This window comes from Mycolicibacterium sp. XJ2546, from assembly GCF_053483195.1.
This window is the reverse complement of sequence record NZ_JBEFRW010000005.1, coordinates 135,176-148,187: the sequence shown is the minus strand read 5'-3', so window position 1 is coordinate 148,187 and position 13,012 is coordinate 135,176. Positions and strand designations below refer to the sequence as shown.

General features: G+C 66.9%; 9 protein-coding genes and 2 pseudogenes. 7 read left to right on the top strand and 4 right to left on the bottom strand.

Annotated elements, in window-relative coordinates; all coding sequences use genetic code 11:
• Positions 1–124: 124 nt before the first annotated feature.
• A pseudogene (gene fadD4 / locus ABQE44_RS11160) lies at positions 125–1,665 on the top strand (fatty-acid--CoA ligase FadD4).
• Positions 1,666–1,683: 18 nt separating this feature from the next.
• Here fadD4 and ABQE44_RS11155 read toward each other — a convergent pair.
• Positions 1,684–2,742, bottom strand: coding sequence for an acyl-CoA dehydrogenase family protein (locus tag ABQE44_RS11155; protein WP_448429772.1), 1,059 nt, complete (start codon positions 2,740–2,742; stop codon positions 1,684–1,686).
• Complete coding sequence (locus ABQE44_RS11150; RefSeq protein ID WP_448429770.1) at positions 2,743–3,990, bottom strand: acyl-CoA dehydrogenase family protein; 1,248 nt, start codon at positions 3,988–3,990, stop codon at positions 2,743–2,745.
• Between the two features lie 54 nt (positions 3,991–4,044).
• On the opposite strand from ABQE44_RS11150, the gene ABQE44_RS11145 reads away from it, so the two are divergent.
• From ABQE44_RS11145 to ABQE44_RS11130, 4 genes are all read left to right on the top strand, one after another.
• On the top strand, positions 4,045–5,034 hold the full coding sequence (locus tag ABQE44_RS11145; RefSeq protein ID WP_448429768.1) for an acyl-CoA dehydrogenase family protein: 990 nt from the start codon (positions 4,045–4,047) through the stop codon (positions 5,032–5,034).
• Positions 5,035–5,134: 100 nt separating this feature from the next.
• Positions 5,135–5,695, top strand: coding sequence for a TetR/AcrR family transcriptional regulator (locus ABQE44_RS11140; RefSeq protein ID WP_448429766.1), 561 nt, complete (start codon positions 5,135–5,137; stop codon positions 5,693–5,695).
• Between the two features lie 88 nt (positions 5,696–5,783).
• On the top strand, positions 5,784–6,788 hold the full coding sequence (locus tag ABQE44_RS11135) for a hypothetical protein (RefSeq protein ID WP_448429764.1): 1,005 nt from the start codon (positions 5,784–5,786) through the stop codon (positions 6,786–6,788).
• Positions 6,789–6,807: 19 nt separating this feature from the next.
• Positions 6,808–9,426, top strand: a complete 2,619-nt coding sequence (locus ABQE44_RS11130; RefSeq protein ID WP_448429762.1) for an NAD-dependent epimerase/dehydratase family protein — start codon at positions 6,808–6,810, stop codon at positions 9,424–9,426.
• Between the two features lie 42 nt (positions 9,427–9,468).
• Here the strand turns inward: ABQE44_RS11130 and larC are convergent.
• A pseudogene (gene larC / locus ABQE44_RS11125) lies at positions 9,469–10,620 on the bottom strand (nickel pincer cofactor biosynthesis protein LarC); the annotation flags it as partial.
• Positions 10,587–11,267 (bottom strand): nickel pincer cofactor biosynthesis protein LarB, encoded by a 681-nt coding sequence (gene larB, locus ABQE44_RS11120; protein WP_448429760.1) that lies wholly within the window; start codon positions 11,265–11,267, stop codon positions 10,587–10,589. The gene larB and the pseudogene larC, both read right to left, overlap by 34 nt.
• Positions 11,268–11,348: 81 nt before the next feature.
• On the opposite strand from larB, the gene ABQE44_RS11115 reads away from it, so the two are divergent.
• The gene (locus ABQE44_RS11115; protein WP_448429914.1) at positions 11,349–12,170 is read left to right on the top strand and encodes a hypothetical protein; all 822 of its coding nucleotides are present in this window, start codon (positions 11,349–11,351) and stop codon (positions 12,168–12,170) included.
• Positions 12,170–13,012 (top strand): ATP-dependent sacrificial sulfur transferase LarE, encoded by an 843-nt coding sequence (locus ABQE44_RS11110; RefSeq protein ID WP_448429758.1) that lies wholly within the window; start codon positions 12,170–12,172, stop codon positions 13,010–13,012. Before ABQE44_RS11115 ends, ABQE44_RS11110 begins: the two co-directional genes overlap by 1 nt.

Genomic DNA, 13,012 nt, shown 5'->3' with positions numbered 1-13,012 from the left:
TGTCAGCCGGTCCCGGTGTGATTGAAGCGAAGCGATCGCACGGAAAAATATAACCAGGTCATAGTATTGGTGGGGCGATCTTGACCATCTTTGCTCCCCGGCGGTGAGGCGGTACCGACAACTCATGCACATTCGCGATCACGTGAATAGGGCCAAACCGGCGTTGGTGCTGCATCCGTCCGGCCGGTCCGTCGACTTCGCCGAACTGGATCGGGCGGCCAACCGCCTGGCCCATGCGTTTCGCGGCGCGGGACTGCGGGAGGGGGACGTGATCGCCGTGCTCATGGAGAACAACGTCCACATCCACAGCTTCATGTGGGCGGCAGGCGCGCAGGTTTGTACTACGCGCTGATCAACACCCGCCTCACGGCCGCCGAGGCGGCCTACATTGTCGACGACAGTGGCGCCAAGGCGGTGATCGGCTCGAGCGCAACCCGCGCGGTCTGCGAGGCACTGGCCGACCATTTGACGAACGGCCTACCGGCGGTGCGGTTTCTGGTCGACGACGATCTGCCGGGGTGGGACCGTTACCCGGAGGTGGTGGCCGGACAGCCCGCCACGGCGATCGCCGACGAGCGAGAAGGTGAACTGCTGCAGTACTCGTCGGGCACCACCGGGCGCCCGAAGGGCATCGTGCGCCCGCTGAGCCACCTGTCGCCCGCCGAGGCGCCCCGCCTCCTGACCCCGTTGCTCGACGCGATGGGCATCACCGGCGACGCGGTATATCTGAGCCCCGCACCGCTGTACCACACGGCACCCAGCTACTGGTCGATGTCGTTGCAGTCGTTGGGAGCCACGGTGGTCGTGCTGGAGAGGTTCGATCCCGTCGAGGCGCTGGAGGCCATCGAACGCCATCGTGTCACGCACGCTCAGTTCGTTCCGACGATGTTCGTTCGGATGTTGAAATTGCCGAAGGAGATTCGGGAGCGCTATGACGTGTCGAGCCTGCAGCGGGTGGTGCATGCGGCGGCGCCATGCCCCGTCGAGACCAAACGGCAGATGCTCCAGTGGTGGGGGCCGATCATCGACGAGTTCTACTCCTCGTCCGAGGGCGCCGGCACGTCGTTCATCACCGCCGCGGAATGGCTCGCCCACCCCGGCTCGGTGGGGCGCCCGCTGGTGGGAACGCCACACATACTCGGCGATGACGGCAACGAACTACCGCCGGGGAAGGCCGGCGATATCTACTACGAAGGCGGCCTGTCGTTCACCTACCTCAACGATGAACAGAAGACCGCGGCCGGGCGGAACCGACGGGGCTGGGTGACGGTGGGCGACGTCGGATATCTCGATGAGGACGGTTACCTCTACCTGACCGACCGGCGCCATCACGTGATCAACTCCGGAGGAGTCAACATCTATCCGCGCGAGACCGAGGACATCCTGATCAGCCACCCCCGGGTGATGGATGCGGCCGTCTTCGGAATCCCCGACGCGGAGCTGGGGCAGATCGTCAAGGCCGTCGTCCAGCCGGTCTACATCACCGACGCCACAGCAGAATTCAGCGAAGAGCTGATGGTGTGGCTACAGGCTCGGCTGGCTCGCTACAAGTGCCCGCGCTCGATCTCGTTCGAGGCGCAGCTGCCCCGATCCGATGCCGGCAAGCTCTACAAACAAGAACTCGTGCAGCGCTACTCGTCAGGCGCCGAACCGCGCCGCATCTAGCGCCCCGGCGACCGGGCGTCAGTCGAGGAGGTTGGCGGCGATCCGGCGACGGTGCAGGCTGGGCGAGCCGTAGCTCTGTTGAAGCGCTTTTGCGCGCCGCAGGTACAAATGCAGGTCGCACTCCCAGGTCACCCCGATGCCGCCGTGCAACTGCACCGCGTCGCCGGCCACCGAAACCGCGTGATCGGTCGCCACGGCTTGTGCCAGCGCGACCGCGCGATCGGCATCCGCCCCCTCGGCCAGTGCCCACGCCGCACCGTAGACCGCCGACCGAGAATTCTCGACGTCCACCAACATGTCGGCCAGCCGATGCTTGACCGCTTGAAAAGTTCCGATGGGTAGGCCGAACTGGTGGCGCTCGATGGTATAGCCGGAGGTCATGTCCAGGGCGGCGGCCGCAACGCCGGCCGCTTCGGCAGCCGCCAAGGCCAGCAGCAGCTGGCCGGCACGTGAATTCGGACGGTCCCCCGCCAGCAGCTCGGCGTCGGCACCGACGAGTTCGGCAGCGGCCGCGGGCCGGGTGCGGTCCACGGTGGCCAACCCCTCGACGTGGGCGGCCTCGCTGACGAACCAGCAGATTCGATCGTCGACCAGGGCGGGTAGCACCAGCATCGTTGCTGCAGAGGCGTTGGGGATGAGCGGGATTCGACCGTCGAGCCGCCACCGCGCGCCGTCTCGTCGCGGTTGGACAGCCGCCGGGTGGTGACCGTCGCCGACCACGATGCCCGCTACTGTCTCGCCGCGAATCAGCGGGGTGAGAAATCGCTTGCGCTGCTCGTCGGAGGCGAGAAGCGCGATCGTCTCGGTCGCCGCGGTGTGCTCGCTGAACGGAACGGCGCCCACCGCGCGGCCCAATTCCTCCGCGATGAGGACCTGTTCGACGGGTCCCGCGCCGCCGCCCTCGTAGGCTTCGGCCAGCCCGACGCCCAGCAGCCCGGCGGCGCTCAGCGCGTTCCATAACCCCCGGTCGATACGGGAATCAGTGTCATACAGTGCCCGCGGCCGGCTCTGGTCGCGACAGAGGTCGGCGACGAGGTTGCGCAACGCGTCATGTTCCGCGGTGAATGCGAACTTCATCTATGCATCAGCCCACGGGTCTCGGGGCTGTCCGAGAATGCGTTCGGCCAGCACGTTACGTTGGATCTCGGACGTGCCCCCGCCGATGGTCGAGGCGCGGGTCCGCAGCCAGCCCAAGGCCCACTTGCCCTTGTTCGGTGCGTTTTCGGCACCCCGGTCGAGTATCGCGAACTCGCCGCCGAGATCGAGCGCGAGTTCGTGGAGGTGTTGTTCGACATGTTGCCCGAATAGTTTCGACATCGAGCCTTCCGGGCCGGGTTCCGCTCCGGCGAGCACCTTGGCGAGATTGCGCATTCCGTTGAGCCGCACCAGCTCCACGTCGATCCAGGTCTGCGCGATACGGTCGCGCCAGTGCGGATCGTCGGCGGCCCGGATTCCGTGCGGATCGGGTGTTTTGGCCATGTCGATCGCCTTGCGCAGGGTGGCGGTCAGGGCCATCTGCTGACCCATGAACAGGATTGCCCGTTCGTTGGCCAGTGTCGTGCGGGTGACATTCCAACCGTCGTTGAGCCTGCCGATCACGTTGGACAGTGGTACGCGGACCTCGTCGATGAACACCTCGTTAAAATCCGAGTCATCCGAGATTTGGCGGATCGGCCGCACCTCAATACCGGGTGCGGTCATCGGCACCAGGACGAAACTGATGCCCCCGCGCTTGGGCGCCGCCGGGTCGGTCCGCACCAGCGCAAACATCCAGTCCGCGAGGTGTGCACCGGAGGTCCAGATCTTCTGCCCGGTGATCACCAGGTCGTCGCCGTCGACGACGCCGCGGGTGCGCAGGGAGGCCAGATCTGAACCGGCGCCGGGTTCTGAGAAGCCTTGACACCACACCTCCCGACCGTCGAGCATCGGGGGCAGGAAGCGTTGCTGCTGTTCGGGAGTGCCGTGTGTGATCAGGGTCGGCCCGCACAGGTTGAGGCCGATGCGCCCGGCCAGCGGCGGCACCCGGCGCTCGGCAGAGATCAGGTAATAGAGCAGTTGCTGGCGCGCGGTGGCCGCTCTTCCGCCGAACGCAGCCGGCCAACTGATCGCCGCCCAGCCGCCGGCAGCCACCTGCGACTGCCACTTTCGGCCCACGAGTTGTCTGTCCGCAGAGGATTTCGCCGCCAGGAGCTCGTTGTGGATCGCCGGAAGGTGCCCGTCGAGCCATGCCGACCACTCCGACCCGAAGGCAGCATCTTCGTCGGACAGGTCGAGGTCGAGGTCGTCGAGTCCGTGCGGCGATGGTGCCGACGTGTCAGATTGCACATCGAATACTATAACCTGGTTGTAGCTTTAAAGGTCTAGGGGTCGGAGTGGTCGTTGTTCGATGAACGTTGGCCGGAGGAGGCCGAGGAATTGGCGCGGGCGCTCGATGCCGTCCTCGACAAACACTGCCCCCCGGACCTGCTCCGCGGCGCCGACGACGCCGGTGCAGCGCACGACGACCGAGTGCAGCGGCTGGACACCGCGCTGGCCGAGTTCGGGCTGTGGGAACTTCCGAACCAGCCCTACCTCCTCACCCGGGCGGTGGTCACCCTCGGTGCGCATCTGGCGCCGGTTCCGTTCGTATCGACCGTGCCGGCCCTGGTCGTGCTCGACGCGGCCGGGCTGGCCAACGGCATCGACCGCGCGCTGGTACCGGCAGGGCTGGCGCACGTCCTGGTTGCCGTCGGCGGCGACGGCCTGGGAATCGTTGCGACACCGGACAATCCCCGGCGCAGCGCCGGAGGGGAACGGGTGGTCGTCATCGAACCGGTCACCGAGGCGCCTACGCCGGTCGACGGCCACGTCGATGTAGTCCGGGCGTGGGGTTTCCTGCTGGAGGCGGCCCGCTTGGTCGGCGCCGCGCAGGCCCTCATCCGCTACGGCGTCTCGTACGTGTCCGACCGGCGACAGTTCGGTGTGCCGGTCGGGAGCTTTCAGGGTGTGTCCCATCCGTTGGCCGAAGCGGCCACTTCCGTGCAGTCCGCCGATCTGTTGGTGCGCCACGCCGCGTACCTGGCGGACGCCGACGGCGCCGTCCCGCTTTTCGCTGCGGTGATGGCGGCGGCCAAGGCACGGACCGCATCTCGTAACGCTGCGGCCACCGTGCACCAGGCGCTGGGCGGTTACGGCGTCACCGTCGAAGCCGACTGCCAGTTGTACTCGCGCCGGATCCGGGCGTGGACCGCCGCAATGCCCGATCCGGGTCCCTGGCTGGCCGACCTGGCGCGGACACTGGCGGACCCGGCCACCCGCGATCAGGTCACCGACCTGTGGCAGTTCGACCGGGGGTTCACGCTGCCACGCTGGGCGCGCGAGAGTCGTTGACACACAACCGTCGCGCTGCACACGTGAAAGAATCCAGCGCGTGGGTGCTGGGCGAGCTGCGCGTTCGGGGGTAACCCGCGGCCGCCCGCGGGACCCGGACATGGATGCCCGCGTGCTCGATGCGGCGCTGCGCGTGTACGCCGAACACGGTAAGGCGGGCTTCACCGTCGACCTGGTGGCCAAAACGGCCCGCTGCAGCCGGCCCGCCGTGTATGCGCGCTGGCCCACCCGCGAGGAGCTGCTGCTTGCAGCCGTGCGGTCGTTTGACGCGAGCCTGGACGTGGCCGATGAAGGCAGCGCGCGGGCCCAGCTGGTGTCGGTGGCACAGCAGTTGCTCGAAGGCTTCGCGAGCGTGCACGGGATGGCGACGTTTCGCATCGTGCTCGACAGCCGCGGGGACGAGGCGTTGCGGGCCGAGTGGGAGAAGATCAACACGGTGCGCTTGCATAGCGCAATGGAGGTTCTCGAACGTGGTGTGGCGCGCGGGGAGTGGCGCGAGGACGTCGCGACGACCGAGTTCCTTCGCAGCCTGACCGGCGCGACGATGATCGAGGGAATCTATACCCAGATGGCCTTTCCGGAGCGATTGGCCAGCGCCAGCGCGGAAGCGCAACGGCTCGTCGACTTCCTGTTGGACGGGCGGACAGCCAAGCGAACCTGAGACTTGTCACGGGGTCTGTGGCCGGGTAGCGTGCGGTAAGCAATTATCTGCAAACATTGCAGCTAATTGCCGTGAAAGGACGCCTAACATGCCGGAGAGCCTTCCCCGCAGAGGCGATTTCGACCACCAGCCGCTGGTCGGCTTCTTTCGCCCTGAGGCGGATCAGCATCTGCTGCACAAGACATACTTCGGCCTGGTCCTGGAAGGCACGTACTTCTACGGCATCATGACGACCGACGACGGTGAGTCGTATGCGTTCATCCGCAAGGCCATCACCTACACCACGCGCGACATCTCGATCATGGCCGCCGACGAGACCGGCCTTCGGGTGCATCCCGCCAGCGCGCACGGGGCCAAGGGTTGCAAGGTCGAGCGGGGATACCTCGACGGTCACGAAACGTTCGCCGGTGGATCTTCTGGTGGTGCGAATTTCGTTGTGCGGCTGAGCAATACGGGCTTCAGCTGGCAGGAACACGGCGACGACGGGCCGCTGCTCGACATTAGTGGCACCCTCGCTGCCCCCGGGTTCCAGGTCTTCGTGCCGTGGCGCACCGAAGAAGGGGAGGGCGGCGAACCCGGCGAACCGGGCGCCTGCTTCTACACGTCCACACCCTATTTCGCCGAGGGCACGATGCTGGGAAAGCCGGTCAGCGGCTTCTTCGCGGTCGATCACAGCTATCTGCCGAACGGTGTCGGCTGGAACAACAGCGCGATCTGGATGCGTCTGCAGGGCGGGTGGAACGTCTTCGCCAACGAGTACGAAGACGGCTCGGTCGAATGGGGACACATGAGTATCGGCGCTGATCGGTTCCGATTCGCCGCGGTGGCATCGGCAGATGCCGCACTTCTCAACTCGCTGTCCGTCGACGCCAAGATCGATTGGCGCGACGCCGAATTCGTAGATCGGATCACCTTCGATGTCGGTGACGGAAAGCCGTGGGAGTTCGTCACCGACCCCAACGGTAAGATGGTCGACTTCTCGGCCGCTCGACCGGGGTGGTCCGGTCACACCGGCGTCATCCGGCGCGTCGGTGAGACGCGCAGGCTCAAGCGGCACTGGGCCTGGCAGGAAGTTTTTCCGGCCCGCGTGTAGCGGCCCGGGGAATCCTGCCATGCGGGTATTGGTCACCGGAGCCAGCGGGGTCTTCGGTCGGATCATCTGTCGTGACCTGGTGCGCCAGGGCGCCGACGTGGTGGCGCTGGCCCGCCGGACCGTAGACATTCCGGGGGTGGCGTCGATCAGCGGAGACATCCGCGATGCCGAGGCAGTGAAGCGGGCGATGACGGGATGCGATCGGGTCGTCCATCTCGCGTTCCTGCTCGCCCCGCTGCGCTCATCGACCGGGGTGGCCGACATCAATATCGGGGGCACTCGAAACGTGTTGCGGGCCATGGAGTCGACCGGGGCGAACCAGCTGGTGTTCACGTCATCGACGCTGGCCTACGGTCCGTGGCCGGATAACCCGGACGTCATCGGTGAAGAGCATCCGCTGCGGCCCCATCCGGACGTGCTCTACGCGCGTCACAAGGCGATCTGCGAGGAGCTGATTTCGGAGTCCGGCGTACCCGCCGTGATCACCCGCACCTGTGTGGTCGCGGGCCGCGATATGGACAACTACGAGTTCCGTTTCCTGGCCCATCCCATGTTGGTTGCGCCCAGAGGCGAGATGCGGCCATGGCAGTTCCTGCACACCGACGACGTGGGCCGGTTTCACGCTCAGGCTGCGTTGGGCGACCGCACCGGAACCGTCAACGTCGGACCGCTGGATACCGGTCTCACCATCGAGGAGATCGCCGAGGTGCTTCGAAAACCGCTGATCCGGCTGCCTTTCAACGTCCTCCGGTCCGGCGCAGGCATCGCGTGGCGCGTGGATCTGCTGGAGCTCAGCCCGGCCGACCTGAACGGGTTCCGCTACATGCCCACGCTCGACACCACCCGGCTCGTGACCGAGTGGGGTTACACGCCGGTATACGGCTCGCGAGCGGCGCTGGTCGACGCGCGGGCCGGCGTCAACGCGGTGACCTACCTCGGCACTGCTCGGGTGCCGACCCCGTGGCGCACCCCGGCGCCGGATCACCGGTGGACGCGGAACCACCCACCGCCCGAGGGGTATCGGATCGATCCCGCACCGCCCGGGCTGAGGGGCGAGTTCGACGACTACGTCGACGCCCGCTATCCAACGCTGACCACCGCCAACGTCGGAGAGGCATTCGGCGGAACGTTGACACCGATGTCCTTGATGGCGGGCCGCGACGCGCTGCGGCTGGCGGGTGCCGTCCAGGTCGAAGTGCTCGGGATGCGTGACAAGGACATCATCGCCGCGCAACGGACCCGCAGCATCGCGTCGGTCGGACACCGCCTCTATACCAACCTGTCGGTGGTGCACGCCATGGCTGCCGCGATGCCCGGCACCAATGCTCGTGAGGTGGACGAACACATCCTCGGAATCCCGCACGTCGACGGCGATTCCGCGGAATGCCCGCCAATCTTGACCGCCATCCGGTCGGCGCTGGGGGCACCCGCCGCCGCGCTGCGGATGGCGGGCACCGGCCGTCGGATAGCCGACCTCGATGAACGGGTGCGGAAGATGTCCGCGTCCGTCGACGAACTGCGTCAGCTCGACGGTAATGCCTTGTTGACCCAGATCGACACCTCACGCGAACTCGTACTGGACGCGTGGGCCTACAGCACCACCACCAACCTGGTCGCATCGGCGGCGCAGGCGTTAGTTCGTCGCCTCGCACCAGACCTGGACCTGGCGGCGATGCGCGGCGGCACCGACGGGTTGGCAAGCGCCACACTGCTTGCCGGTGTGCACCGGCTGGTAGAGCTGGCGCGGTCCCGACCCGCCGTCGAGAAACTGCTCCGTGAGGAGCAGCCCACGGCCGTCCTGGACGGGATCGGCGGCGTCGACCCAGGATTCGCGGCGGCGTTTGGCAACCTGATCGCCGATGCCGGGCACCGTGGACCCGGGGAGACCGAATTGGCGAACCCGATGTACAGCGACCAACCAGAGCAACTTCTCGAAGCCGTCCGTAAGGCGCTCGACGTTCCGTCGCGGCCGGCGGGCGCCGTACCCGACCTCTCCGGTGTGGCGCGCCGGGCGGTGGGCGTGTTGAACGCCGCGGTGCGCCGACGCGAACGCTCCAAGGACGTTGCCGTTCGCAGTACCCACGCCCTGCGATTGGCGTTGCGTGAAGCGGGACGCCGACAAGTGGAGGCGGGAATTTTCGACGAAGTGGGTGACGTCTTCTACCTGGTGCCCGAGGAGATCGCCGCACCCAAGCTGTTCGCCGACCGCATTCCAGCCCGCCGGGCGGAGCGGGCGCGCCTGGCGGTGCTGCAGTTGCCGTCGATGTTCACGCTGCGCTGGGAACCGTTGAACTCCGAGATAAGTACCGGTGGGCCAGCCGATGTGTTGCGCGGAATCGGCGTCTCCCCGGGTATCGTGCGCGGGCCGGTCCGGGTGGTGCATTCCCGCGACGAGGTCGACGACATCGAACCCAACACCGTTCTCGTGGTCCGCGTCACCGACGTCGGGTGGACCCCGCTGTTCGGGTGCGTCGCCGCAGTGGTCACCGAAGTCGGCGGATTACATTCGCATGCTGCGATCGTCGCGCGCGAGTTCGGTATCCCCTGCGTCGTGGGAACACAACACGCCACCCTGTTGCTTTCCGACGGCGTTGTGGTCGAGGTCGACGGTACGAACGGAACTGTGATACCGGTGTAGTTCCTGTGCGGCAGACAACGCCTGCGCCCAAACCGATTTGATGCTGCGTCCGGTCGCCGCGGCTACCGCGAGGCAGTCCCGGTGCTCCGGTTTGACGTTCACGACCTCGTGGTCGAGCATGCCGAATTTCACGCCGATCCGATGACCATCTACGCGAACGGATCCGAAGTCCCGTGCCAAGGACCACCGGTGCTCTACCCGCCTGGCCCGCACGCCGATGGTGGTGCTCCGCCGAAGTATGATGTGTGCGACCGCGCGTTCGTTCGCTGTCGAGACCAGCGCGGACAACACGATTCCCGGCCGCCCGTTCTTCATGCCCGCCGGGGTGGTCCAGACGTCGTAGGCCCCAGCATCCAGACACGCCTGCATCACATCGGGTACCCATTCGGGAAGCATGTCGTCGAGGTTGGTCTCCAACACCAGCGCAGCGTCGCCGCGATCGGGCGGTGCCTGTTGCGGTGCGCCAAGAAGCGTACGCACCACGTTCGGCACCGCGCCCCAGTCTGCGTTGCCTGACCCGATCCCGATCACAGACAGCGTCATCGGCGGCATCGGTCCGAACCGCTGGCTCAACGACCTGACCAAAGCCGCGCCGGTGGGCGTGACCGTTTCGCCTTCGACGTCTACGCCGAAAACCGGACTGTCACGCAGGATCTCCAGGGTCGCGGGCGCCGGCAACGGCAGCGCGCCGTGCGCGCTGCGAACGGTGCCTTGGCCCATGGGAAGTGGTGAGCAGACGATCTCGCCGACGTCGAGCTGTTCGAGCGCCAGCGCGACGCCGCAGATATCGACGATGGCATCGACGGCCCCGACTTCGTGGAACGTCACCTCCTCGGGGGCGCTCCGATGTACCTGCGCCTCGGCCGCGGCGAGCACCTCGAAAGCCTGGTGCGCCCGCGCCATCGCAGTTGCAGGCATCGAACTGGAGTCGATGATCTCGCGGATGTCTCGAAGTCGCCGATGGGCGTGCTGTCGGGGGGCCGACACGGACAGCGCCGCGGCGCCGATACCGTGCCGCTGGACCGTGCGAACATCGAGCTCGACCCCGGCCACCGGCAGGGCCGAGCGGATATCCGCCACTGTGGCCCCCGCGTCGATCAGCGCCGCCAGCAGCATGTCACCGGCGACTCCGCCGACGCAGTCGATGTAGAGGATGGAGCTCACGTCTTGTCGACAAACCGTGTGGCGGCGCATGCTGCACCGAACCCGTTGTCGATGTTGGTCACCACCACGCCTTGAGCACAACTTGTCAGCATGGCATGCAATGCGGTCTCACCGCCGCGGGCGGCACCGTATCCGGTCGAGGTGGGAACAGCGATGACCGGGCACGACACGAGTCCTCCGACCACGGAAGCCAGCGCCGCGTCCATACCGGCGACCACGATCAGCGCCTGCTCGCGACGCAGGTCGTCGACGCGTTGCAGTAGCCGCCACAGCCCGGCCACACCGACGTCGATGTGCAGGCGCGATTCGATACCGAGAAAGTGCAGCGTGCGCTGTGCCTCTTGGGCCACCCGTCGATCCGATGTCCCCGCGGTGACGATGCCCACTCGCGCGTTGCGCTTGTCCAGCATTCCGTTGAGGAAAGCGGTCTGAGACGGGGCGTCATAGTCCAGAACCGCGTCGGTGCGGTCGGTGACGGCCTGCCACTGTTGCACCGACATTCGGGTGAACAGGACGGGACCGACCCCGGCGAGCTGCTCGACGATGTGCACCACGTCGGAGGTGTCCTTGTCGAGGCACAGCACCGCCTCGGGTAACCCGATCCGCGCGACGCGGTCACGGTCGTAGACCAACGTGTCGGCCACGCCGGTGTCGTCGCGTGTATCGGAGTTGTCCATGCCGCGCATCTTGTGAGGTACGTTACGGACCGATACAGTCTGAATCAAGGTCTGATCGGTGCGGGGTGACGGAGGGTGCGGATGCTGGAGGTGATGTCGCGGTACGCCGACGCCGTGAGTGTTCCGACGCAACCGCGGCGCATCACCCACGAGCTTGTCGCCGGCTTGGGCGGCCGGTACCGAGCGGTGGTCAGCCCGACGGAACCGGGAATCGTTGCGGGAACGGCGTTGATCGCACCTCCCGCGGCGGATCCGGCGGGGGCTTGGGACATCGTTGCGGTCGAAGGACAACGGGTACAACCCGGTCAGCCGGTGCTTTCCATCGAGGGCAACGCCCGGGAGGTCTCTGTCGCAGAGGACCACGCCATGGGTGTCCTCGGGTTCGCCGGGGGCGTAGCCCGGCGCGGTGTGCAGATCAAAACTCAAGCACCCGACGGGCTTCGTGTGGTGTGCGGAGCCTGGAAGAAGCTGCCGATGCAGCTGAAGCCGGCGTTGCGTGCCGGTCTTGATGTCGCGGGCCTGTCGCACCGACTGCTCGACGGGAACTTCGTGTATGTCGGTAAAAACCAGGCGGCGATGCTCGGCGGTGTGCCGCATGCGGTTACGGCAGCGCTCGGGTTGGGCAACGGGCCGGTCTCGATCCAAGTGGTTGACGTCGACGAGGCATTGCAAGCGGTGGACGCAGGCGCGGATGTGGTCATGGTCGATACCGGCCGGCTCGCTGATCTGGAATCGGTCGGCTCGGCGTTGCGCTCACGCGGCGCCGACGTACTGCTCGCCTACGCCGGTGGCGTCAACGCCTTTCAGCTGACCCGGATCGCCGAGTGCGGCGCCGACATCGTCGACATCGGACGCGCGGTCCTCGATGCGCCGCTGTGGGATCTGCACATGGAAGTGCTCTGATGGCGCAACCACGAAGCGTCGAGGCGGTGACCGCGGCCCTGGAGCGCTCACCGCTCCGCGTAATCGCATGCAGCGGCGGCGTCGACAGCCTGCTGCTGGCGGATATCGCACACGAAATGCGCCCGCGCACCACGGTGGTCGCGCATGCCGTCTCACCGGCCGTGCCTCCGTCGGCGACCGAGCGTGTACAACAGGCCGCTGCGGAGTTGGGCTGGCGGCTGGAACTGGTCGACTGCCACGAGTTCGACGACGCGGACTACCTCGCCAACCCGAAGAACCGGTGCTACTTCTGCAAGTCGAACCTCTACCGAGAGCTCGATCGGCTCACCGCGGCGTCCGGCTGGCGCGGACCCGAATGGACAGTGCTGAGCGGCGCCAACACCGACGATCTCGGCGAGTACCGGCCCGGTCTGACCGCCGCTGCTGAATACCGGGTGCGCCACCCCTACGTGGAGGCGCAGATGGCCAAGGCGGATATCCGCGCGTTGGCCCGCGATCGGCGACGCCGCTGGCACGATTTGCCCGCCGCGCCTTGTCTGGCCAGCCGCCTGTACACCGGCACGCCGGTCACCGCGGAGGTGCTGCGCGCCGTCGACCGAGGCGAGAACGTACTGCGGGCGGCTACTGGCCTTCCAGTGGTCCGCTGCCGCGTCAAAGGTGACGAGGTCATTGTCGAGGTCGCTGCTCCGGCTCACGGACGGGTGACCGCTCCGCTGCTGGCCGATGTGCTCGCCGCGATGCGCTGTGACGCCCCGGCGTTGCGGTCGATCACGCTGGATGACAACCCTTATGCGCCGGGACGGGCGTTTGTCAGCCTGTCCGCGCCATTGGAAGTTGTCTGA

Excerpts from the sequence above, each read along its gene's own strand:
- ABQE44_RS11155 (WP_448429772.1), bottom strand. The coding sequence starts at position 2,742 with ATGAAGTTCGCATTCACCGCGGAACATGACGCGTTGCGCAACCTCGTC.
- ABQE44_RS11140 (WP_448429766.1), top strand. The coding sequence starts at position 5,135 with ATGGATGCCCGCGTGCTCGATGCGGCGCTGCGCGTGTACGCCGAACAC.
- ABQE44_RS11135 (WP_448429764.1), top strand. The coding sequence starts at position 5,784 with ATGCCGGAGAGCCTTCCCCGCAGAGGCGATTTCGACCACCAGCCGCTG.
- ABQE44_RS11130 (WP_448429762.1), top strand. The coding sequence starts at position 6,808 with ATGCGGGTATTGGTCACCGGAGCCAGCGGGGTCTTCGGTCGGATCATC.
- larB (WP_448429760.1), bottom strand. The coding sequence starts at position 11,267 with ATGGACAACTCCGATACACGCGACGACACCGGCGTGGCCGACACGTTG.
- ABQE44_RS11115 (WP_448429914.1), top strand. The coding sequence starts at position 11,349 with ATGCTGGAGGTGATGTCGCGGTACGCCGACGCCGTGAGTGTTCCGACG.
- ABQE44_RS11110 (WP_448429758.1), top strand. The coding sequence starts at position 12,170 with ATGGCGCAACCACGAAGCGTCGAGGCGGTGACCGCGGCCCTGGAGCGC.